The organism is Paenibacillus polysaccharolyticus (genome assembly GCF_023714295.1).
Taxonomy (GTDB): Bacteria; Bacillota; Bacilli; order Paenibacillales; family Paenibacillaceae; genus Paenibacillus; species Paenibacillus polysaccharolyticus_A.
In genome coordinates, this window is sequence record NZ_JAMAUN010000004.1 from 72,066 (window position 1) to 94,816 (window position 22,751).

18 protein-coding genes are annotated in these 22,751 nt (G+C 47.0%); 7 read left to right on the top strand and 11 right to left on the bottom strand.

The features are described 5' to 3' along the window. The first annotated feature begins 442 nt into the window (after nucleotides 1–442). The 3 genes from rpsD to M3629_RS12945 all read left to right on the top strand — a co-directional run bounded on the left by rpsD (nucleotide 443) and on the right by M3629_RS12945 (nucleotide 6,696). On the top strand, nucleotides 443–1,042 hold the full coding sequence (rpsD, locus tag M3629_RS12935; RefSeq protein ID WP_251506801.1) for a 30S ribosomal protein S4: 600 nt from the start codon (nucleotides 443–445) through the stop codon (nucleotides 1,040–1,042). Nucleotides 1,043–1,241: 199 nt separating this feature from the next. After that, a complete protein-coding gene (locus M3629_RS12940) occupies nucleotides 1,242–3,347 on the top strand; it encodes a methyl-accepting chemotaxis protein (RefSeq protein WP_251506803.1) in 2,106 nt (701 codons plus the stop codon). 244 nt (nucleotides 3,348–3,591) lie between these two features. Beyond that, nucleotides 3,592–6,696: a transglycosylase domain-containing protein gene (locus M3629_RS12945; protein ID WP_251506805.1), complete on the top strand. Its 3,105-nt coding sequence runs from the start codon at nucleotides 3,592–3,594 to the stop codon at nucleotides 6,694–6,696. A 140-nt stretch (nucleotides 6,697–6,836) separates the two neighbouring features. On the opposite strand, the gene acsA is transcribed toward M3629_RS12945, so the two are convergent. After that, on the bottom strand, nucleotides 6,837–8,561 hold the full coding sequence (gene acsA / locus M3629_RS12950; protein WP_251506807.1) for an acetate--CoA ligase: 1,725 nt from the start codon (nucleotides 8,559–8,561) through the stop codon (nucleotides 6,837–6,839). Between the two features lie 267 nt (nucleotides 8,562–8,828). Between acsA and M3629_RS12955 the strand changes: the two genes are divergently transcribed. Continuing rightward, nucleotides 8,829–9,461, top strand: coding sequence for a GNAT family N-acetyltransferase (locus M3629_RS12955; RefSeq protein ID WP_251506809.1), 633 nt, complete (start codon nucleotides 8,829–8,831; stop codon nucleotides 9,459–9,461). Between the two features lie 157 nt (nucleotides 9,462–9,618). On the opposite strand, the gene M3629_RS12960 is transcribed toward M3629_RS12955, so the two are convergent. From M3629_RS12960 to M3629_RS12975, 4 genes are all read right to left on the bottom strand, one after another. After that, the gene (locus tag M3629_RS12960) at nucleotides 9,619–10,314 is read right to left on the bottom strand and encodes a 5'-methylthioadenosine/adenosylhomocysteine nucleosidase (RefSeq protein ID WP_251506811.1); all 696 of its coding nucleotides are present in this window, start codon (nucleotides 10,312–10,314) and stop codon (nucleotides 9,619–9,621) included. Between the two features lie 156 nt (nucleotides 10,315–10,470). Further along, nucleotides 10,471–11,478 carry a catabolite control protein A gene (gene ccpA / locus M3629_RS12965; protein WP_090923671.1) on the bottom strand — a complete coding sequence of 336 codons (1,008 nt, stop codon included), beginning with the start codon at nucleotides 11,476–11,478 and terminating at the stop codon, nucleotides 10,471–10,473. Between the two features lie 92 nt (nucleotides 11,479–11,570). Beyond that, complete coding sequence (ytxJ, locus tag M3629_RS12970) at nucleotides 11,571–11,918, bottom strand: bacillithiol system redox-active protein YtxJ (protein ID WP_251506812.1); 348 nt, start codon at nucleotides 11,916–11,918, stop codon at nucleotides 11,571–11,573. A gap of 122 nt (nucleotides 11,919–12,040) precedes the next feature. Continuing rightward, a complete protein-coding gene (locus M3629_RS12975) occupies nucleotides 12,041–12,454 on the bottom strand; it encodes a hypothetical protein (RefSeq protein WP_154957727.1) in 414 nt (137 codons plus the stop codon). Between the two features lie 293 nt (nucleotides 12,455–12,747). On the opposite strand from M3629_RS12975, the gene M3629_RS12980 reads away from it, so the two are divergent. Beyond that, complete coding sequence (locus tag M3629_RS12980; protein WP_251506814.1) at nucleotides 12,748–13,281, top strand: type 1 glutamine amidotransferase domain-containing protein; 534 nt, start codon at nucleotides 12,748–12,750, stop codon at nucleotides 13,279–13,281. 145 nt (nucleotides 13,282–13,426) lie between these two features. Here M3629_RS12980 and ptsP read toward each other — a convergent pair whose 3' ends face one another. The 4 genes from ptsP to aroA form a co-directional block, all read right to left on the bottom strand. Beyond that, the gene (gene ptsP / locus M3629_RS12985; RefSeq protein ID WP_090923675.1) at nucleotides 13,427–15,187 is read right to left on the bottom strand and encodes a phosphoenolpyruvate--protein phosphotransferase; all 1,761 of its coding nucleotides are present in this window, start codon (nucleotides 15,185–15,187) and stop codon (nucleotides 13,427–13,429) included. Continuing rightward, on the bottom strand, nucleotides 15,184–17,064 hold the full coding sequence (locus M3629_RS12990) for a glucose PTS transporter subunit IIA (RefSeq protein ID WP_090923676.1): 1,881 nt from the start codon (nucleotides 17,062–17,064) through the stop codon (nucleotides 15,184–15,186). The genes ptsP and M3629_RS12990 overlap by 4 nt, the downstream gene beginning before the upstream one ends. A gap of 174 nt (nucleotides 17,065–17,238) precedes the next feature. Then, the gene (locus M3629_RS12995) at nucleotides 17,239–17,673 is read right to left on the bottom strand and encodes a CoA-binding protein (protein ID WP_090923677.1); all 435 of its coding nucleotides are present in this window, start codon (nucleotides 17,671–17,673) and stop codon (nucleotides 17,239–17,241) included. A gap of 36 nt (nucleotides 17,674–17,709) precedes the next feature. Beyond that, a complete protein-coding gene (gene aroA / locus M3629_RS13000; RefSeq protein ID WP_251506816.1) occupies nucleotides 17,710–19,005 on the bottom strand; it encodes a 3-phosphoshikimate 1-carboxyvinyltransferase in 1,296 nt (431 codons plus the stop codon). Nucleotides 19,006–19,148: 143 nt separating this feature from the next. Between aroA and M3629_RS13005 the strand changes: the two genes are divergently transcribed. Continuing rightward, on the top strand, nucleotides 19,149–19,454 hold the full coding sequence (locus M3629_RS13005; RefSeq protein WP_090923679.1) for a rhodanese-like domain-containing protein: 306 nt from the start codon (nucleotides 19,149–19,151) through the stop codon (nucleotides 19,452–19,454). Between the two features lie 141 nt (nucleotides 19,455–19,595). Here the strand turns inward: M3629_RS13005 and M3629_RS13010 are convergent, their stop codons facing one another. Together M3629_RS13010 and gndA are read right to left on the bottom strand one after the other, a co-directional pair. Next, nucleotides 19,596–20,105: a shikimate kinase gene (locus M3629_RS13010; RefSeq protein WP_251506818.1), complete on the bottom strand. Its 510-nt coding sequence runs from the start codon at nucleotides 20,103–20,105 to the stop codon at nucleotides 19,596–19,598. Nucleotides 20,106–20,387: 282 nt separating this feature from the next. Continuing rightward, nucleotides 20,388–21,797, bottom strand: a complete 1,410-nt coding sequence (gndA, locus tag M3629_RS13015) for an NADP-dependent phosphogluconate dehydrogenase (RefSeq protein WP_251506820.1) — start codon at nucleotides 21,795–21,797, stop codon at nucleotides 20,388–20,390. Nucleotides 21,798–22,008: 211 nt separating this feature from the next. Here gndA and M3629_RS13020 point away from each other — a divergent pair, with 211 nt between their 5' ends. Then, complete coding sequence (locus M3629_RS13020) at nucleotides 22,009–22,614, top strand: suppressor of fused domain protein (RefSeq protein WP_251506824.1); 606 nt, start codon at nucleotides 22,009–22,011, stop codon at nucleotides 22,612–22,614. Nucleotides 22,615–22,751 lie beyond the last annotated feature (137 nt).

The window sequence follows — 22,751 nt, forward strand, 5'->3', positions numbered from 1 at the left end:
TTTTTGCATCCCCAAGGATGCATTAATCTGCATCAATTATCGCAAATCTGCAAAATATTAGCGAAACCTTGATACATAAGATTGTTTAAAGTTAAGATACCATCTATTTTACTCTGTTTGAAGCTTTTTTGCACTCATATTTCAGAAAATTGTCCCATTATTTTAGGCCTAATGACCTATCGACAAATTTAGACGTTTTTCTGGCTTTATGTATTGCTTGACTTTACTCCTTTCAGAATGTAGAATAAATTGTTGATGAAGACTACTAAAACGGTCTTTAAATTTGGGCATTACCGGTTGTGTCACCCTCATTCTTTTTGTTGCTTTCAGGACAGCGGCTGAACTTTCCTGATCGTTCTATGCGAGGCCAAGCCCGCATCAACAAATTGGAGCGCAAACAGAGCCCTATATGAACTTTAACTAAAAAGGAGCTACTTTAAACATGGCACGTTACACTGGTCCTAAATTTAAATTGAGCCGTCGCCTCGGCATTTCCCTGAGCGGAACAGGCAAAGAATTGAAACGTCCTTTCCCTCCAGGTCAGCACGGAGCTAACCAACGCAGAAAAATGAGCAACTACGGTATGCAGTTGCAAGAAAAACAAAAATTGCGCCACATGTACGGTTTGGGTGAAAAACAATTCCGCACATTGTTCTCCAAAGCGCAAAAAATGCAAGGTATTGCCGGTGAGAACTTCATGTTCTTGCTTGAGTGCCGCCTTGACAACCTCGTTTACCGTCTTGGCTTTGCTAACTCCCGCGCTGGAGCGCGTCAATTGGTAGCACACGGTCACGTAACAGTAAACGGTAAAAAAGTCGATATCGCTTCTTACCAAGTAAGCACTGGCGATGTAATCGGCTTGCGTGAAAGAAGTCGCGGTCTGACTTCCGTTAAGGAAGCTTTGGAAAACCGCAATCATCTTCCAGCATACGTTGAGTACAACGAAGCAGCTGTAGAAGGTAAATTCATCCGCTTGCCTGAGCGTGCTGAATTGTCCCAAGACATCGATGAAAAACAAATCGTCGAGTTCTACAACCGTTAATCGTTGGATCACAACAAAAAAACAACTGTTCGAGATTTTCTCGACAGTTGTTTTTTTGTTGTTTTTTCATCCCTTCCCCCAGTCCCTCTTCATTCCCCACCTCTACATAACGATAATATAGTTATCTTCTTTTTTTGGTGAGGAACCACCAGCATAAAGAAACACGCACAAGTAGAAAGACAACTTAAGGGGGCTTCACATGTCATTTTTTCGGAATACCACGCTTGCCGTCAAGCTAGGATTACTGCTCGGATTAGTGCTCCTCTGCTCGATCGGCGCATTAATTGCCTTTAACACCAAAGCCATATATGACAAAAGCCTACAATATGGTGAAGCCGTAGCGGAACACTCAGCAAGTGCAGCTACAAGCGAATTCATGACCGACATCAACCAGGTAAAAAATACGCTCGACAGTTTGAGTACCACCCTCCTGGACGCTTCAAAAAATGGGACGCTAAGCCGTCAAGATATCGTAAGGCTTTTGGAAGAATACTTGAAAAAGGACGAAAAAGTGTTTGGGTTTTATACCGGATGGGAGCCCAATGCCTTTGACGGCAAGGATGCTGAACACGTGAATAAGGATAAGTATGATGATGAAACCGGCCGGTTTATCCCTTACGTTATCCAAGATGGAAGCTCATTGCATTTTGAACCGCTCACTACTTATGAGGGAAACAGTGAAACCAGTAAATATTATCAACAGCCGAAGGCGACCAAAACCATATATTGGTCTGAACCCACTACGTACAAGGTTGCCGGTAAAGAGACCTTGCTCGTATCCATAGTTCTGCCTTTGCTTGACGAAAATAATACCTTTCTTGGCATCGTTGGGGCCGATTTTACGATTGAGGGTTTCCAGCAAAATATTGCATCTCTGAATCCAGACCAAGGCTATGCCATGCTGATTACAAGTGAAGGGCACATTGCTGCGCACGGCTCAAGACCGGAACTGACCAAAGAGAATGCCGAGCTCTCTTCCAGTACCCAAGCACTTATTCAGCGGATCCAGTCGAATGATACAGGGTTCTACACTACGGTTGACAATGGCAAACCAGAATTATTTATTGCGGAACCTGCCAAGCTTCAAGGCTCCGATTCTAGCTGGCATCTATTATCTGCATTACCCAAAAGCGTGATACTCCAGCCTTTTTACGATAGCTTAAAATGGTCTGTACTTATTGCTGTATTAGCGGTACTGCTGCTCGCAGGAGTAGTCACATTCACGATCATTTCCATTGTAAAACAGTTGAACAGAGTAAATGTAGTAGCCGGCCAGCTTGCCGAAGGCGATCTAACTCAGACATTACCTGTAAAATCGAAGGATGAGTTCGGAGTCATGGCCACTCACATGAATGACATGATGAATACATTGCGCCATACGATTTCTGTTATATCTGAACACGCCTTATCAGTAGGTTCAACTTCGCAGCAATTAACCGCCGGGGCAGAGGATACGAGCAAAGCCGCCGAACAGATGGCTCTTACCGGAATGGAAGTGGCAAACAAGGCGGAGAAGCAAGTTCAGGAGTTACTACATTCCTCCCGTTCGATGAACGAAATATCCACGGGCATCGGAAGAATAGCGGAGGCTGCTGCCGAAGTAAGTAGTACATCCAAATCAGTGACGGAACGAACTTCATACGGAACAGACAAGATGCAGGCAGCTATCCATATGGTGGAGAGCGCAAACACATCTGTTCAATCCTCCATGACTGCATTGGAGCAATTTAAACAACGCTCGGAAGAGATTGGCCATATAACGGGTATGATCACCGAAGTGAGCCGTCAAACGAATCTGCTTGCCCTCAATGCTTCTATTGAAGCTTCACGAGCGGGGGAACACGGACGCGGCTTTGGTGTTGTAGCTACCGAGATTCGCAATTTGGCTGAGCAATCCAGACAATCGGCTGCGGACATTGCCACGTTGATCCAATCGGTTCAACAAGAGGTTCATGCTATCGTTGAAAATATGGAAAAAGGAAGCGCTGAGGTTACTCACATTGCCGATGTAATGAACGAGAGTGGTGAGCTATTTTTATCCATCTCTTCACAGATCACCAATGTGAATGAACAAATTGCACAAGTCTCCACTATTGCCAAACAGATGTCAGACGAGTCGCAACAGGTCGATTCATCACTGGAGCAGCTTAAGACGATTGGTCTGGAAACAGCAGCACACGCCAGTGAGGTTGCCTCAGCTTCTGAGAAGCAACTTGCATCCATGGAGGAAATCACTGCTGCATCCGCTTCTTTGGCACATCTCACACAAGAACTGTTAGAACTCATCCAGCGTTTCAAAACCTAACGATTATAAGGATATATTTTTAAATTTCACTCTTTTCGATATAGACCTTGAGGCTGGCCTGCTTAGATGCAGTTCCAGCCTTTTTCCTTACTTTTGCAACTCATGAAATGTCGTCGGATATCACATGCTATATATCATAATCCATTCCAGATTGGCAAATTTCGACCATTACTTGTATTTCTCAGGCATGCAAACGGGTCTTTTTATGCTATAATTAGTGCTGTTAAAAGGAGGAAGACACTGAATGGTTGATGTTACTAAGAAAAAGCCTGAAGATCCACCTGTACGCAAGCGTAGCTTTGCACGCAGACTAGGTAGCTTCGTTATGTGGATGGTTGTCCTTGGATTCATGGGCATACTTTTCGTCGGCGGTGCTTTAATGGGTTACGTCAGTTCGATCGTCAAGGACGAACCTGTCCGGTCAAGGGCACTGATTGAACAAAAAGTCGGCGAAAACTCCATCACAGGCTTTGCTTACTTTTCTGACGGTAGCCCAATTGGTCAACTTCGTACGGAAGAAGACAGGCGTCCGGTCACCTTTGACCAGATCCCCAAAAAGGTTATTGATGCCGTGATTTCGATTGAAGACAATCATTTTTACGAACATAAAGGTGTAGACATGAGCGGAACACTGCGTGCCGTGAAACAAAAAGTGCTGAAAGAATCAGTACAAACGGGTGGCAGTACGCTTACACAGCAATTAGCTAGACGTGTATTTTTGAATTTAGACCGTACGGAGGATCGTAAAGTAAAGGAAATTTTGCTTTCCCTTCGACTGGAACGTTTTCTGACCAAAGACGAGATTATGACTGCCTACCTAAACAAGGTGCCTTTCGGTAATGGTTCGAGCGGTTACAACGTTTATGGCATCAAAGCAGCGGCTAAGGGATTGTTTAATATCAATGATCTCGAAAAAATAAACACAGCTCAGGCTGCTTATCTGGTTGGATTACCCCAGTCGCCCTCTTCCTACTCCGCCTTTAACGGTAAAGGCGATTTTGTAGAGGATAAATTTGATCGCGCCATCAATCGTCAAAAACTGGTCCTGCGTCGTATGCTTGAACTTGGCAAAATCACGCAATCCGAATACAACAATGCACTTGCCTTTGATATCAAAAGCTCGCTTGCTCCGAAAACCGTTAAAGCCTATAACACTTATCCATACCTTATGATGGAAACGGAACGTCAAGCAGCACAGATTATCATGCAGCAGCTGAATGCCGACAAAACTAAGACAACAGGCAAAAGTACAGACGCTGAAGCATCACAAAAGGAAAGCGGTGCCCTGTTGGAAGAGGCTCAGTCACAGCTTCGCACAGGCGGATATCGCATCTATACAACAATTAACAAGAACATTTACAAAACGATGCGTACGATTGCCGAAGATAACAGCAACTTCTCAGCAGATGACCCTGTTAAGGGGAAAGAGCAGACTGCAGCGATGCTGATCAATCATAAAACAGGAGCAATCCTCGGTATGATTGAAGGCCGAAGCTTCCAGGACGAACAGATGAACTATGCAACTCAAATGGTGCGTCAGCCAGGTTCCACGATGAAACCTATCGCAGCTTATCTACCAGCGCTGGAGGAAGGTCTTATTCAACCGGCCTCCATCATTGACGATGCGCCAATTATCCTGAAAGACGGCCCTAGCGGATACCATATCGCGAAAAATGCGAACAACCGCTATCAAGGTTTGGTAACCGCTCGTAGAGCATTGAATTATTCATTGAACATACCTGCCCTGAAGCTTTTTAATGAGGAAGTCGGCATCGATAAAGCTTGGACTTTTGCGAAAAAGCTTGGCATTACAACCATCCAGAAGCAGGATTATCAGGCCCAAACCGGTGTACTCGGCGGACTTCAATACGGTGTAACTGTAGAGGAACTGACAAGCGCCTACGGTGCAATTGCGAACAAAGGAGTCTACAACGATTCCTACATGATCAGCAAAATTGTGGATTCCAAAGGAAATATTGTATACAAACACGACAGCGAGCCCGTACAGGCATTCTCTGAGCAGACCGCCTATCTTATGACGGATATGTTGCGTACCGTTATCACAGAGGGGACAGCCGATAAAGTACGAGAAAACTACAAGTACAGATCTAGTGTACCTATTGTTGGCAAAACAGGCTCAACCCAAAACTATGCAGATGTCTGGTTCGAAGGATACACACCGGATGTTACGCTCGGTGTGTGGGTTGGTTATAAACAACCGATCAATACACTGGAAAACAAATCACAACGCAAACGCGCTCAGCAGCTTTGGGCCAAAATAATGAATGAAGTGGTCCAAACGCAGAAGGATCTGTTTGTCACCAACTCATTCAAAAAACCTTCCGGTATCGAAACTAGGACGGTCTCAGCATACAGTGGCAAGCTTCCAACGTCCCTAACCGATAAATTTGTTACTGACATTTTCAACAGCAAATTTATTCCGAAGGACCGTGACGATGCTGTCGCTAAAGCGAAGTATATTACCTACAACGGTGTAAACTACATTCCGCGTGATGAAACACCTGCGGATATGTTGAAGGAAAAAACGGTTGTGAAGCGTAAGAAACCGATCTCCGATCTCATCAAAGAATTGCAAAATGCATTTAAACGGATGAGTCGTCATGAGTCGCTTGCATACTATCTGCCTGAGGATGCCGGTGCTGATCTGCCGACTGAGGTTGATCCACGCACGGATAACGGCAAAGCTCCGGATGCACCTGGCAATGTTCGCATCTCCGTCTCGGGAGAACGGGCATCCATCACATTCAATGCTACACCTGAAAGTGATGTTGTTGGGTATCGTCTCTATCGTTCAGTCGGTGGAGCAGGATTCCAGAATCAAGGCCAGGTTGTACTAACAGGTGAGTCCAGATCGTTCTCAGCTTACGCAACAGCTAGTGGCAACTTCGCATTCTATGTCACCGCGGTAGACGTTGCTGGCAAGGAATCTGCGCCAAGTGCAATTGTGAGCAGTGCAGGCGCTGGTGCACCTGATACAGAAGTCAAAGAGCCTATTGAGGTACCTGGTACGGTGGTAACCCCTGGAGAAACAGTCAATAACAACAATGCACCCACGACGGCTCCAAACACACCAGGCCAAGTGAGCGTGACAGCACTCTCCCAAGGGCTTCGTATTCAGTGGGCATCGAACTCAGAAGCGGATGGCGTGCAGAGCTACGCTGTTTTCTATAGCGAGACAGGTTCGGAACCCTTCACCAAGATTGGTACCACTTCAGGTACCAGTATGGTGTATGGTGTACCGTCATCCACAGGTGGCTGGTTCAAAGTATCTGCCAGCAACAGTGTCGGTGAGTCCGCATCCTCGGAAGCGATACACTATCAGCCTTAATCGGCTGACAAACAGTTGTTATAAAACGAATGAAGAAGCCGCATGTTCAGTGTGAATACACTGACATGCGGCTTTATTTATGGTTCTCATCTGGTTGCCAAAACAAATACGACCTTTTTCCCAGAAACTCTACCTAATACTCAGTCCTCAATCGTGGATAAGTCACCTGTTGGCAAATCGAGTTCCCATGCCTTCAATACACGGCGCATAATCTTACCTGAACGAGTCTTCGGCAATTTTTCTTTAAATTCGATCTCACGCGGTGCTGCATGAGCGGACAGCCCCTCTTTTACAAAACGATAGATCTCTTCCTTCAGCTCCGGCGTCGCCTCATACCCCTCACGAAGCGCGACAAACGCTTTAATGATCTCTCCCCGTGTCACATCCGGTTTACCGATCACGCCAGCCTCAGCAACCGCTGGGTGCTCTACCAGTTTACTTTCCACTTCAAACGGTCCAATGCGCTCGCCAGAAGAGTTGATGACATCGTCGATGCGTCCCTGGAACCAGAAGTATCCGTCTTCGTCCATGTACGCTGAATCCCCGGATACATACCAGCCTGTCAGTCTGAAATACTCCTCATACTTCGCTGGATTATTCCAGATTTTTTCCATCATCGACGGCCAAGGTGTGCGTATCGCCAGATTCCCCATACTGTATGGTGGTAGCTCTTGTCCACGATCATCGATAATGGCTGCTTCAATACCCGGTAACGGACGTCCCATGGAACCTGGTTTAATCGGCATACCCGGGTAGTTACAGATTAACTGTGCTCCCGTCTCGGTCATCCACCACGTATCATGAATTCGTTGACCGTACGCTTTCCAGCCCCAACGTACGACCTCCGGATTCAGCGGTTCCCCTACCGACATGACATGACGCAAGCTACTCAAATCATGTTGGGCAATCGTCTCGTCCCCTGCGCCCATGAGCATACGGAATGCCGTAGGAGCACTGTACCATACACTTACCTTGTTTTTTTCAATTGTGCTGTACCAATCCTGCGGACTAAAACGACCGCCACGAATCACATTCGTTACCCCGTTAAGCCAAGGGGCGAAAATGCCATACGACGTGCCTGTTACCCAACCTGGATCGGCAGTGCACCAATATATGTCGTCTTCTCGCAGGTCAAGTACAACTTTACCTGTATAATAATGCTGAATCATCGCATTCTGAACGTGGTACACACCCTTCGGTTTCCCTGTTGAACCCGAAGTGTAATGAATCAACAGTCCATCCTCACGCGTCAGCCATTCTACTTCCATATCATCCGAAGCCGCAGACATCTCGGCATCAAAATCAATCAATCCCTCCTCAGACTGTGAACCACCGCCGACAACAAAAATATGTTTCAGCTCTGGCAATTCGGAACGTTTGATCCGTCCCAGAAGCTCGGGCGTGGTCACAAGCGCGACAGCACCACTGTCCTCCAGTCGATCCTTCACCGCCGTTTCCATAAAAGCCTCAAATAAAGGACCCGCTATAGCGCCCACTTTCAAAATTCCGAGCAGACTGAAATACAGTTCAGGACTTCGTGGCATAAAGATAAACACACGATCTCCTTTAGCTACACCATATTTACGCAGCACATTACCAAAACGACTCGACTGCTCGCTCAGATCTGCGAAGGTATAAGCTTCCTCACGAGAAGCATCGCTGTAGAGCAGAGCTGTCCTCCCGCCTCTGCCCTCAAGGACATGGCGATCAATCGCCTCATGTGCCATGTTCACTTTTCCGCTGGCGTGCCACGTAAAGTGCCTTTCTACCGTTTCCCAATCGAACCGGCTTCTTGCTTCCGTATAATCGCCCAGATTCGATTCAGACACCACCGTTTGCAGCATCTCATTATGTGCTTGACTCATGCTTGCCAGCCTCCTTCAACTCGACATTTCGATTCCCTTCAGGGTTCATTCGTATTGCCTCTGTGTTGACTGAACTTCCAGTTAGCGCTTACATTAGTAGAGAGAACTTCTCATCATGTGCTTGCCTGACCCAACCGATGCACTCAAACGGTGTTGAAATGTGAACATTTTTTGTCAACGCAATTATAGCAAATTCGATCAAACATCGTCTACGGCTTTTCATTTTTTTGGTTTTTTGCTATAAGTAGGGGGAGAGGAGTATGAACCATGGAGCATATCAAGAAGCATCATATACGTTCCATTCTCAAGTCCGGCCACCGAATTACGGTTGAGGGCCCCGTGCCCGCAGAACAGATTATGGAATTGAAGTTTCACTCCGATCTGGATGCCTTTCGGCGCCCAAAAGAGCAACAAGAAGCCATTGCTGAGATTGCTGCCTTACCCGAAGGGCGAATTATAATTGCCCATGAAAATGATACCATCATCGGGTATGTTACTTTTCACTACGCAGATGAGTGTGAACGCTGGTCCGAGGGCAACATGACAGACCTGATCGAACTTGGAGCCATCGAAGTCGCAGACGAGTATCGCTCTCTGGGAGTTGGCCGTGAAATGCTCCTTACTGCGATGCAAGATACGTTTATGGAGAACTATATCATTTTCACAACAGAGTACTACTGGCACTGGGACTTGAAAGGCAGCGGACTATCGGTATGGGATTATCGCAAAATGATGGAGCGGCTGATGCAGAACATTGATATGACCTGGTACGCGACAGATGATCCTGAAATCTGCTCCCATCCTGCGAATTGCCTTATGGTTCGAATCGGCAGTCAAGTACCCATGACCTCGGAGGAACAGTTTGATCGTGTCCGCTTCCGTCATCGGTTTATGTATTAAAGGAAAAGGTAAAAGGTGCGAATCACAAAGACTACATAAAAGAACCGCCTCGCAGAGCATTCTCCGTCGTAAACGGAAAATGCATCTGTGAGACGGCTTATTGGTGTCTCATTTCGGATTATTCATGTCATATTGCGGGTTAGTTGCATGGTGCGAATCACATATGTTCCAGCATGTGCTCAACAATACGGTGAGACCTCTGGGAAGACTGCACCGTAAACTCGGCAAAATTCACATGTGCGGAACCGTCTGCCTTGTCAGACATGCTGCGTAGCACAACGAAGGGTACACGGTTCATGTGACACACTTGAGCCACCGCCGCCCCTTCCATCTCTGCACAAGCACCGTCCATCTCTGTGTAGAGCATGTTTCCGGTCTCTTTGCTGGCAATAAACTGATCACCTGATAACACCTTACCAATCCGGTAATGAGCGCCCTGCGCCTTGCACGCTTCTTCAGCGAGCGAAATTAAAGCAGACTCCGCTGGGAATGCCGATGTCTCCTGATACGGGATCACTCCGCGTTCGAATCCTAACGGCGTGACGTCCATGTCGTGCTGTACACATACCGAAGAGATAACCATGTCGCCAATGTTCAATTCGGGATGAATCGCTCCTGCAACACCTGTAAAAATGATCCGATTCACCTGAAAGCGATCGATCAGAATCTGCGTAGTTACCGCCGCATTTACTTTCCCTACGCCTGACTTGCATACCACAATCTGTTTGCCAAGCCACTCACCAGCAACATATGTAATGCCTGTCTGCTTCACTGTCTCATGCTGTTTCATGCCCTTGAGCAGAAGCTCTACTTCCTCATCCATAGCACCCATAATGCCTATCATTTCACGCATTGTTATATCCTCCCAGTTTCCGGTTCTCGATGTGAGATCAAATCATTACCCAAGCCCGTATTTAAGCACAAAAGCTCCGTTTCCGGAGCTCCTGTACAATCAAAATCTATGTAGAGAGAATCTTAATCTCCCTTTCGCTTACTTAATCATAATCAATTAACCCGCGTGACTTACAGACAGACGAAGAATGGTCTCATGCGGCAAAATCACTCTCGGATTCTCCACATTTTCTTTCTTCATCAGTTTGGTGAGCAATCGCATCGCTACCGCACCCAGATCATACATTGGCTGAGCAACAGTTGTTAACTGCGGACGCACCATGGAAGCCATACGAATGTTATCCACACTAATGATGGAGAAGTCATCCGGTACTTTCAGGCCATCGTCCTGAATGCTGTGAATTGCGCCAATAGCCATTTCATCGGTTGCAGCAAAGATCGCAGTCGGTTTTTTCTTGAGTCCAAGAAAATATTTCATTGCTTCCACACCGGATTCATAACGATAGTTACCGATGCGTACCAGATCCTCTTGATATTCAATACCTGCGGCTTCCAGTGCTTTCTTATACCCTTGGAAACGTGCAAAACCGTTAGCCGGATCCTGCAACGTTCCACTGATCATCGCGATCTCTTTGTGACCGTGGCGAATCAGTGTGTTGACCGCATCAAACGCCGCTGCTTCATGATCAATATCAACAGAAGGGAATGTGCCCTTCTCATCACTAGTTGCACACAATACGATTGGAACTGCTGCAGATTGGAACGCTTGAATGTGTTCATCGGTTACCGTACCGCCCATGAAGAGCAGTCCGTCCACTTGTTTCTCCAGCAGGGTGTTGATAACACGAATTTCTTTTTCTTTCTTTTTGTCCGCGTTACACAAAATGATATTGTAATGGTACATATTCGCAATATCTTCGATTCCGCGGGCAATCTCCGCAAAGGTGGAGTTCGAAATGTCCGGAATAACGACTCCAACTGTCGTTGTCTTTTTGCTCGCCAGACCACGGGCTACCGCATTCGGACGATATCCGAGTCGTTCAATTGCTTCATATACTTTTTTCCGCGTTTGCGGTTTGACATTAGGGTTATTGTTGACTACCCGTGATACCGTTGCCATAGACACTCCAGCTTCACGTGCCACATCATAAATGGTTACCGTCACAGTACTTCGCTCCATTACCAGTAAATTTTCATTCCATTTTCATTAAGATTTATATTACGACAAATTATTGCAATAATCAATTAAAATAGGCTCTAGGACTCACTTAAAGTGTTTGCAAGCATCTTACTAGTAATCTCTGAATGGGAAGTATGCCATACCGGATTTCCCTTTTTAACCAGGATAACTTGGGGAGATTCGTGCTTAACACCTAGCCTCTCGGCTGCTTCGTTAGATACCGGGCGGTCTTCCACCACGTAGATGATGCCATATTTCACGCTTTCATTCGGAGAGTTTTGCAAATAATCATTCATCTCCTGATAAGCATGTGCGCTGATCGGACAGCGAGTACTATGCTTGAACAGAAGCAAGGGTTGATCCTCCGTCGCCTGCACTGCGGAGTTTAGCTGTTCAATACTTGTCATTTTAGTCATGTCAGCCATTCGTTATACATCCCCCTTAATCAGCAATAACGCCATGTGTAGCGTTTTCACTCTTCGATATCTTAACAAAAAGTGAGCAAAAAATCCAATTTTCATGAAAACAAACATTTTACACGTCAAAACTAGACGGCATTTGAGAAATGCGCCTGCCATACAAAACCCGACAACTGTGCCAGTCTGCGCTCCGTATCCTCAATCCATGCCTTGTCTTCCGCTTTGTGTGCGTAGCTCATAATATCGAGCAATAGATTGATTCGTGCCTCTACCGCCTCTTTCATTCGGTATTCCATCTCTTGATCCGTTGCCTCCGGCCAGGCCAGAAGCTGTTCGTGAAGCAGGTCAGCCAGTTCATTCTGTTCCCCAAAAGAGACATCCTGCTTCACGGGCTGTTCACCCAGTTTACTAATACATTCTGTCAAATCCGGTTTCACCGGCTGTAACACCTCGTATGATACACAGTCTGCACACGCAAAAACAGGTACATTACGAATTTCTACCTTCTTGGCGTATACGACCGTTCTTAATTCCAATTCCATTACATGTCCACATCTGCACGACTTGCGCACAACCATCACCTCATTCGTTCTTTACTCTCTATGTATGTACCATTCGACCTATTTCCGCCTAAATCCTGCTGTAAACTAAAGGTTGCACAAATTACCACTGTCACCAGATGAAGGTTGTCGAATGAAGGCCCGGGTTGGTTTGAAATCGTTCTATCTAGATGAGAACTTGCACTTAAACATACTTAAATTAGGAAGCCAATTAGCAAATCTGGTACAATATAAGACGCGATCTGCCAAATTCATTATCGAAGGAGAGTTCATATATGAGATTATCAGGTCAAAAAGTCATCGCACTGGTTGATGAAGAATTTGAAGATCTGGAGCTGTGGTACCCGGTATACCGCGTCCGTGAAGAAGGTGCCGAAGTGCATCTGGCTGGCGAGCAAAAAGGAAAAACATACGTCGGCAAATATGGTGTTCCTGCTACCGCTGAATACAGTTTCGATGAGCTCAGCAGTTCCGATTATGATGGAATACTGGTGCCGGGAGGATGGGCTCCAGATAAACTACGGCGCTACCCCAAAGTGCTGGAGCTTGTAAAAGAGATGCATGCAGACCACAAGCCGATCGGGCAAATCTGCCATGCAGGCTGGGTACTCATCTCTGCCAAAATTTTGAACGGAGTCACCGTAACCTCAACGCCAGGCATTCGGAACGACATGGAGAATGCAGGTGCGATATGGAAAGATGAAGCCGTTGTCGTGGATGGGCATATCATCTCCGCTCGTCGTCCACCGGATCTCCCTCCTTATGGAAAAGCTTTCTGTGATGCACTCGCTGCAAAAATAGCCAAATAACAGCAAGGTAAAACGAAAATAAAGAAAAAACCGCTATGCAATCCTATGCATGGCGGTTTTTATATCTTTTGGAAAAAGTGGTACAAAAGTGAATATATTAATTTAAAGGTATTGCTCGTCTGCTAATGCGTGCAGTCAGTTTACTTTAAGATGCGTTTGATCCGCTCTGATCGTCAGGACTGCCGCTCGCATCATTAAATATCTGCAAACGCTGTTCAATTTCACTGCTCGTTCTGAGGGTAAAACACTTGCGTGCCTCCTCCTTCGCATCAGCAGCCGTAGTATTCAAAACTCTATGCTTCACGCGCAGCAAGGATTGCGGAGACATGCTGAGATGACGAATCCCGAGTTCCAGCCATAGCGGAATGGAGCGCTCGTCCCCTGCCATCTCACCACACACACTAACGTCAATCCCAGCCGTATGTGCTGCGTCTACGGTCGCTCGTAGCATACGCAGCACAGCCGGATGATACGGATGATACATATGAGCAATCTGTTCATTCATTCGGTCTACTGCTAGCACATACTGTACCAGATCATTCGTTCCGATACTGAAGAAATCTGCTTCTTCCGCAAGAAGATCTGCAATCATCACGGCAGCAGGGACCTCAATCATGATGCCTACCTGAATATTTGCATCGTAGGCCAAGCCCCGTTCATCCAGATCAGCCATCGCTTCCCGAAGGATTTCGTTGGCTTGTTGCAACTCCTCAACCGATGAGATCATGGGATACATAATTTTCACATTGCCCGCTGCGCTTGCGCGTAGAATGGCCGTCAGCTGCGTTTTGAACAGATCTTTACGATCCAAACTGATTCGAATGGCTCGATAGCCCAGAAACGGATTATCTTCTTCCGGTAATTCAAAATAATCGAGCTCTTTGTCGCCCCCAATGTCGAGTGTGCGAATTACAACCGCCTGTCCAGCTGTTTTCTCGGCAACAAGCCGGTACACCTCATACTGTTCCTGCTCTCCAGGGAAGGTCGAACGATCCATATACAGGAATTCAGTTCGGAACAAGCCTACACCTTTGGCTCCGTGTTTCAAAGCCAGATCAAGCTCCTTCACGGAGCTGATGTTGGAAGCAAGCTTCAGCACAGATCCATCCTTGGTCACCGCATCTACGGTGGCAAGCACCTGCAACTGTTCTTTTTTCTGCATCTCCTTGTTGCGAAGCATCGTGTAACGTTCAATGGTTTTGCGATCCGGGTCTGTGAATACCAACCCATTATCACCGTCAACGACAAGCATGTCCCCTGTTTCGACCGGCATGCCAAGACTCGCTTCCAATCCGGAAACGAGAGGGATCCCGAGTGCACGTGCCATAATGGCCGAGTGAGACGTTTTACCTCCAATAAGCGTAACGATACCCAAAACATAGCTTGGATTTAAATGCGCCAATTGAGACGGTGACAGCTCTTTAGCAACGAGAATGTAAGGTTGTGTATCTGAAGGTAACGTAATCTCAGGTGCACCCAGCAGATGTTTAAGCAGGCGGTTACCGACATCCTTGATATCGATCGCCCGCTCCTTCATATATTCATCTTCCAGAAGGTCAAACATGGTGACAAAGTGGTCTATCGCCTCTTTTACCGCCACCTCTGCCGCCTTATACTGACGCTCAATAATGCCACGTATTTCATTCATGAAAACCGGATCTTCCAGAATCGCCAGATGCGCATCAAAGATGCTGGATTCCTCAGGTCCTACAACTTCTTTAAATTCATTTTTGATATATTCGATCTCATCCTTCGATGTCCGTATCCCCTCGTACAGCCGTTCGAATTCCTGGGCAAGATCCACCGAATCCATCTTCTGGTCGGGTAGATCCCATTCCCAGCTGGGCAGGACAAATGCTTTGCCGATGGCGATGCCTGCAGCTCCATTGATGCCTTGTATCTTCATTCTACCCCTCCAACGTTCCTGTCATAGAGCACCACGGACATGACGGATGCCTGACCTTTCTTCACTTGCTTGAATGGAGCAAAACTCCATGATTTTACACGATCCGGATTCGTAATGACCATCGGAGTCGTGAGTGACGCCGCTTGTTCACGTAATACGGCTAGATCAAACTTGATCAGCAGTTGTCCAGGCTCAACGGTATCCCCTTCTTGTACAAACGCTTCAAAATGCCCTTTCAGCTGTGAGGTATCGATCCCGATATGAAGCAGAACCTCCAGTCCCTCTCGTGTAGAAATACCTAGGGCATGCATCGTCGGATACAAATGCATGATCGTCCCAAAGACAGGCGACACCAGTTCTCCTCGCTCCGGTACAAAAGCAACACCGTCTCCAACGAGCTTGGCTGCAAAAATCTGATCTGGCACTTCCTCAATCGGGAGCATTTTCCCCTGCACAGGTGCTGCGAACAGTACCTGTTGCAAATCCCGTTCCAGCAACTTCGCAATCTCTTCCCGAATCAGTTCGGAATATGTGCCGAATACAACCTGCACGTTACCGCCGCCGAGCTTGATCAGTCCAGCAGAACCCAGATTCTTCATTGCACCCGTATCGATCAACCGATCATCGTGAACCGTCAGACGCAGGCGTGTAATACATGCCTCCACCTGCACGATGTTGCTTTTCCCGCCCAATGCTTCGAGAATCAACGGAGCTTGATAAGGGATATTTCCAACCCAATCTTCCAGCATAGACCCTTCTTCTCGCCCTGGTGTCGGAATTTTGAACGTACGAATCGCCCAGCGGAACAGAAAATAATAGACCAGCCCATATAGTATGCCAATCGGAATGAGCTTCCAAGCATTCTCAGACAGATGGAAATTGAGTATGTAATCAATAACGCCAGCCGAGTATGAGAAACCATGCCTTATATCTAGCCAATAACTTAGCCACATGGCCACCCCGGACATGACTGCATGTACGATAAACAGATACGGCGCCGCGAAAAGAAAAGCAAACTCGATCTGCTCGGACACCCCTGTTAAAAAACAAACCAATGCAGAAGTCAGAAACGTTTTTCTGATTTTTGGTTTTAAATCTTCCCTGGCCTCTTGAATAATAGCAAATGCAATCGCAGGGATAGCAAACATCATAATCGGGAAAAGTCCAGCCATGAAAAATCCAGCTGACGGATCACCAGCAAAGAAACGTGGTAAATCCCCTTGCACAATATTTCCACTCGGCGTTTCATAGGTTCCTAGCTGGAACCAGAATACGTTATTCAGCAGATGATGAAGCCCAAAAGCAACCAGCACCCTGTATAACACACCATAGATGAACAATCCGAAACCGCCAAGACTGTATTCCCATGTTGCAATGGAATTCAGGCCATGTTGCAGAACCGGAGCAAGCCATAACATAAAGCAGGAAAAAAGAGCCGAACAGAGTCCGACGATAAGCAAAACAAACCTTGATCCGCCGAAAAATTGCAAGATTTCGGGCAGTTTGATACTTTTGAACCGATTATGCATTCCACCGGCTAACGCACCGAGTATAATTCCAATTAATGATGCAGGTTGCACCGTGCCATCCCCGAAATTTCGGGTAACCTGATCATAGATAACGATACCAGCCAGCGCTGCAAGTCCAGCTTGACCGGCCTGGTTGGAGAGCCCCAGCGCCACACCGACAGCGAACAAATACGGCAAAAAATAAAAAATACCGTGTCCGGCCACGGTAGACACTTCACCAACAACTTTCATTCCCCAGGCGTCCCAGGGCAGACTGCCCACACTGAGCAAAATGGCAGCAGCGGGCAGGACCATTGTAGGCAGCATAACCGCTCTTCCGAGCTGCTGCAAGGATCCGAGCCAATTCATGGCGACCTCTCCTTTCTATCCTAGATGGTAAGCTTTACACAGCATTTTGTCAAAGCAAAAGCATCATGTTTAACAGGAAAAATCCCGTGTCTTAGAAAAGACGCGGGATGTTCATTACAATCCTGAATTGGATATGCGATGCCAAGAACGAATTCATGACGACAGCATGGCCTCTTAGCCGCGGCCAGCGCCGCGCAGAACGATGGAATCTTCTACCTTGATACAACGATTGGTGACTGCAGTCATGCCGTTCTCTGCCGCAATCTGGACAGCCTCATCGTTATGAATGCCGAGTTGAAGCCATAATACATTGGCCTTGATCGCAGCAGCTTCACGAGCGACTTCCGCGCAGAACTCCTCACGCCGAAAAACATTAACAATATCTACAGGCTCGGGGATATCTGCGAGTGTGGCATACACCTTCTCGCCAAGAATCTCTCCCTGTGCTTGCGGATTAACAGGGATAATGCGGTATCCTCTGCTCTGCATCGCTTCCGCGACCATATACGAGGTACGATCTGATTTGTCCGATAAGCCGACAACAGCGATGTTGCCTGCATTGCGCAAAATGTGTCCAATTTCTTCTCGAGTAGGGTTGTTAAATTCCATGTTCAAGCACCATCCTTTTCTGCTTAACGTGTTAATTTACTCTTTTACCCACTGAACCGAGGCGCCAAGCGCCTGCAAATGATCAAAATATTGCGGATATGACTTGGCTACATGGTGTGCATCTCGAATACGGATAGGCTGCTTGGCTCGCAGACCCACGACAGTAAGCGCCATAATGACACGGTGGTCATAGTGAGCATTAATCTCTACGCCGCCCTCGACACCTTCCGGACGCCCGTGTACGATAATCTCAGCCTGACGCTCCTCAACGTCCGCTCCAGCCTTGCGCAGTTCATTTAAGTAATCCGTAATTCGGTCACATTCCTTGTAACGCAGGTTCTCTACATTATAAAACCGTGACGTACCTTCCGCAAATACTGCTGCCGCTACCATAGCCAATACGGCATCCGTAGCCGCATCTCCGTCGAATTCAACCGCCTTCAATCGGCCATTTCCTTGAACATGAACCACATCATTCTCATGAGTGAGCGGCACTTCCATCATACGCAACACATCGACGATGGCACGTTCCCCTTGCTTGCTCTGCTCCATCAGCCTGAGAATTTTCACATCAGACTGTGTAACTGCTGCGGCAGCAAGTACGGCAGCCGAGCCAGGGTAATCCCCTTGCACAGTATACGTTGTTGGCTTGTATGCCTGTCCGCCAGGTACACGGAAGGACATGTAATCATCGCTTGCGTGGATGATGATCCCTGCTTGTGCAAGAACCTCCAGCGTCTGACCGATGACCACTTTGGATTTCAAATCATTCAGAACCTCAATTGTGCTGTCTTCAGCAAGCAACGGAGTAACAAACAGCAAGGCGCTCAAATACTGAGAGCTTACAGAACCAGACACGCGAATATGTCCGCCTTTGGCCTGACCGCCTTTAATTGTAATCGGCAGTCGTCCTTGCTGATGCTCTACCTGTACCCCCATTTGACCAAGTGCATCAATCAAATCATCATGCGGCCGTTTACCCAATGAATCCGGGTATGTATTCACAAAAGTTACCTCAGGGCATAGTGCGGTAACCCCCATCAGGAAACGAAGTACTGCCCCGGCATTGCCTACGTTTAATTCACGTACATCACGGGGGTGGCTTCCGAAACCTTGAATGACGATTTTGCTGTCGTCTTCTTCCAGCACAGCGCCCAGATCGCGAATACATCTGCGCATCGCATCGCTGTCCTCACTATGTGCCGGAAAATGAATCGTGCTTGTTCCTTCCGCCAGCGCAGCGGCCAGCAGGTAACGGGTGGTGTAGTTTTTGGAGGACAAAGCTCCGATTTCCCCGTTCAAATTAGGGGTAGGGTTAACAATAACGTCCATGGATGATATTCTCCTTTTATTGATTGTAGTGGTGAAGCTGCATAAATGGTTTTAGTGAGTCTCTGTAAGGCCAAATTGACATCCCCTGGTTCCCTTGGGTATCATTATAGGCGTTAAGTCCATATAGAAAAGAGGACCTGAATATGACACAAATCGCAGAAATTCAACCATCCGAGCTACGTCGCCGTTTACAAGCGGGGGAGAAGCTACAGATGATAGACGTCCGCGAGGACGAAGAGGTCGCGCAAGGCATGATTGCCGGTGCCAAACATATTCCACTGGGACAGATTCCAGATCGCTTGTCGGAGATTGATAAGTCCGGTGAGATCGTGATCATCTGCCGTAGCGGCTATCGCAGTGAACGAGCTTGTGAATATCTGCAACAGCTTGGATACGACGGCTGTACCAATATGGTCGGCGGTATGCTGGAGTGGCAACAGGAAGATTAAAAAGTTAGGGCCACTGTTATCGCTGGCGAACCTTTCAATGTATTAACCTCCAATGGAGCACACACTCTGCTTTTCCCAAAACGGGCCCACATGGCCCGTTTTTCAATCTTCCTCTCTCGTTCAACTTCGATGATAACAAGCTTAGACGCGGTAATGCGCTAAAATTAAATGAGTCACTTCGGCCGCAGACAACGCAGTAGTATCTACCGTGTAATCCGCAAAACGATATGCATCTTTGCGTTCTTCCATTATCGTGCGAATGCGTTCCTCGGCATTACCTGCAAGTAGTGGACGGTTATCACACCCGCTCACACGTTCCACAATGACCTCAGGGTCTGCGGTTAGGGCAACAACCCAGCCATTCGCTGACATCGATTCACAGTTATCCGGACGAAGTACGACCCCGCCTCCAGTTGCAATGACCTGTCCTTCGTTTTTAAGGACCGTGCACAACACCCGGTTCTCTACGTCACGAAAGTACGCTTCTCCCTTGCCCGAAAACAATTCCGGAATGGTACAGCCTACCTCCTGTTCAATCGCGGCATCCACATCGATTAACCGGTATCCCAGCTCATGAGAAAGCATATCAGCAACAGTTGATTTGCCCGTTCCCATCATGCCAATGAGAATAATATTTTTAGACTTGCTCAAGGTGTACACTCCTTTAATTCAAGCATTTCGTGAGCACTTTTGTCCTATCATAACACAGCCCTGCGAACGGGGGAAGGCCATGCCTGTACCAAGCTTCCTTTCGAGCCACGACCGTATATACTGTCCCTCCTCTCCCAATGATCTTCATTCATTCATTCATTCATTCATTAATGTTACTCAACAGACTTTTAGTTTCTCTTATCGTATGAAAAAAGAGGAACCTGGTGGTTGTCGGTTTAAACCGATCCTCCAAGTCCCTCTTTACATGCTATGATTCGAATACTACTCCATCCAGTTGTGATGGAAGCTTCCTTCTTTGTCGACACGTTTGAATGTGTGTGCGCCGAAGTAGTCACGTTGTGCTTGCAGCAAGTTTGCCGGCAAACGTTCTGTACGGTAGCTGTCGTAGTAAGACAACGCGCTGGAGAAGCCTGGTACCGGAATACCTTGTTTTACCGCAACGGCTACCACTTCACGCCATGCATCCTGGTAGGATTCCACGATGTTTTGGAAGTATGGATCAAGGAGCAGGTTTTTCAGGGCTGCATCTTTGTCGTATGCTTCCTTGATGTTTTGCAGGAACTGTGAACGGATGATGCAACCCCCACGGAAGATCATCGCGATGTTGCCGTATTTCAGATCCCAGCCATATTCGTCAGATGCGGCACGCATCTGTGCGAAGCCTTGGGCGTAGGATACAATTTTACTGGCGAACAGCGCTTTGCGCACGCTCTCGATGAATGCTTTTTTGTCACCGGAGAACGCTTCGGCCTTAGGTCCGCTCAGGATTTTGCTTGCAGCGATACGCTCGTCTTTCATCGCCGACAAGAAACGGGAGAATACGGATTCCGTAATCATGGACAATGGTACGCCGAGATCCAGCGCGCTTTGGCTTGTCCATTTACCTGTTCCCTTTTGTCCAGCGGCATCCAAAATGACATCTACCATCGGTTTGCCCGTTTCCGGATCGTATTTGGAGAAGATGTCCGCAGTGATCTCAATCAGGTAGCTGTCGAGTTCGCCTTGGTTCCACTCTGTGAAAATTTCGTGCAGTTCTTCTACGGAAACGTTAAGTACGGATTTCAGCAAGTGGTATGCTTCACCAATCAACTGCATGTCACCGTATTCGATACCGTTATGCACCATTTTAACGTAGTGTCCCGCACCGTCAGGTCCGATATATGTACAACATGGGTCGTCACCGACTTTGGCCGAGATCGCCGTCAGGATCGGTTCCACCAGTTTATAAGCACTTTCTTGTCCGCCCGGCATAATGGAAGGTCCTTTCAGTGCACCCTCTTCACCGCCGGATACGCCTGTACCGATAAAGCGAATGCCTTTGTCTTCCAGTTCTTTGCTGCGGCGAACCGTGTCAGGGAAATAGGCATTTCCGCCGTCGATGATGATATCTCCTTGATCCAAATGAGGAAGCAATTGCTCGATAGTAGCATCTGTAGCTTTACCTGCTTGTACCATGATCAGAATTTTGCGCGGGGATTCCAGGGAGGCTACGAATTCTTCAATGGAGAATGTACCTGTCAGGTTTCTGCCTTCGGCTTCTTTCAGCAGGTCATGTGTCTTCTCTGGGGAACGGTTAAATACCGATACTGAAAATCCTCTGCTTTCAATATTAAAGGCCAAATTTTTACCCATGACTGCCAGGCCGATTACGCCGATTTGTTGTTTTGTCATCTGGTCCTCCATCCTTTACTCCAATTAATTTTATTGAAAAAAAATCTCAACAATACACCCATTTTAACGGTTTTATGTATGAAAGTGAACCCTCCACCCGAGCCGGATAGCGGGAAATCGCTGTAATCAGCAAAGGTGTTCATCGTATTTTCATAAAATACGTTATTATAGTAAGAGTAATGAATCACCATCAGAGTGGAGGAACTTGTGAATGAGCTATGAGCAGCTTTCAAACGAAGAACGGTTTTCACTGGATATCCGTAGAACTTTTCTTTTGGGAACGTATATGAATGAATGGGGTATGCCTAAGAGCAGAATCGTACTTTCTAAAACAGAGCGAAACATTCATGTGGAAATCTATTATTTCCCTGCAACGTCGCAATCAGAGATCTCCCGGTTTGTTACTGTAGGTTTATCTCAAGCTGCCCGACCCTTAGGGGAACAAGTCGCTGCAGAGTGGATGCTTGCGCTACCTTCCGATTTAGGCGGTGTAGGTGTAGAACGTGTCAACATCTACTTGGCAGATATCATTACGCATCATATCGAAAATGCTCCAGATTCGGATATCCCGCGTGTGATGAAATCAAGTACGCTAGCGCCCACAGAATGGAATGCGACTGCCTTACTAATCGACGAATTGCGGGGAGAAAAGGAAACTCTCGAACTTATTCATATTGATCAGGAGACAGTCCCTCTGTTGTGGGTCATTCCGATCACCCCAGATGAAGCAGATCTAATCCTGGAACAAGGGATTGAGGAATTTGATACTCATGTAGAGAGTTCGGACTATTCCATTATTGATCCTCAGCGTCCGTAGACGAGCGGAAAAGTACAAGTCCAGAGATTCAGAATCCAAAACTAACATTCCCTCTACATATCAAGGGGCCGCCCCTAGTCCGTTAATGACCTTTGGGAACAGCCCCTTTCAACAAAAACGATGCTCAAACACGCTTT

Excerpts from the sequence above, each read along its gene's own strand:
- M3629_RS12980 (WP_251506814.1), top strand. The coding sequence starts at position 12,748 with ATGAGATTATCAGGTCAAAAAGTCATCGCACTGGTTGATGAAGAATTT.
- M3629_RS12995 (WP_090923677.1), bottom strand. The coding sequence starts at position 17,673 with ATGGAATTTAACAACCCTACTCGAGAAGAAATTGGACACATTTTGCGC.
- M3629_RS12960 (WP_251506811.1), bottom strand. The coding sequence starts at position 10,314 with ATGCGTGAAATGATAGGCATTATGGGTGCTATGGATGAGGAAGTAGAG.
- aroA (WP_251506816.1), bottom strand. The coding sequence starts at position 19,005 with ATGGACGTTATTGTTAACCCTACCCCTAATTTGAACGGGGAAATCGGA.
- M3629_RS12990 (WP_090923676.1), bottom strand. The coding sequence starts at position 17,064 with ATGAATTGGCTCGGATCCTTGCAGCAGCTCGGAAGAGCGGTTATGCTG.
- M3629_RS12940 (WP_251506803.1), top strand. The coding sequence starts at position 1,242 with ATGTCATTTTTTCGGAATACCACGCTTGCCGTCAAGCTAGGATTACTG.
- M3629_RS12955 (WP_251506809.1), top strand. The coding sequence starts at position 8,829 with ATGGAGCATATCAAGAAGCATCATATACGTTCCATTCTCAAGTCCGGC.
- ptsP (WP_090923675.1), bottom strand. The coding sequence starts at position 15,187 with ATGAAGATACAAGGCATCAATGGAGCTGCAGGCATCGCCATCGGCAAA.
- acsA (WP_251506807.1), bottom strand. The coding sequence starts at position 8,561 with ATGAGTCAAGCACATAATGAGATGCTGCAAACGGTGGTGTCTGAATCG.
- M3629_RS12945 (WP_251506805.1), top strand. The coding sequence starts at position 3,592 with ATGGTTGATGTTACTAAGAAAAAGCCTGAAGATCCACCTGTACGCAAG.
- M3629_RS13005 (WP_090923679.1), top strand. The coding sequence starts at position 19,149 with ATGACACAAATCGCAGAAATTCAACCATCCGAGCTACGTCGCCGTTTA.
- ytxJ (WP_251506812.1), bottom strand. The coding sequence starts at position 11,918 with ATGGCTGACATGACTAAAATGACAAGTATTGAACAGCTAAACTCCGCA.
- M3629_RS12975 (WP_154957727.1), bottom strand. The coding sequence starts at position 12,454 with ATGGAATTGGAATTAAGAACGGTCGTATACGCCAAGAAGGTAGAAATT.
- rpsD (WP_251506801.1), top strand. The coding sequence starts at position 443 with ATGGCACGTTACACTGGTCCTAAATTTAAATTGAGCCGTCGCCTCGGC.
- gndA (WP_251506820.1), bottom strand. The coding sequence starts at position 21,797 with ATGACAAAACAACAAATCGGCGTAATCGGCCTGGCAGTCATGGGTAAA.
- M3629_RS13020 (WP_251506824.1), top strand. The coding sequence starts at position 22,009 with ATGAGCTATGAGCAGCTTTCAAACGAAGAACGGTTTTCACTGGATATC.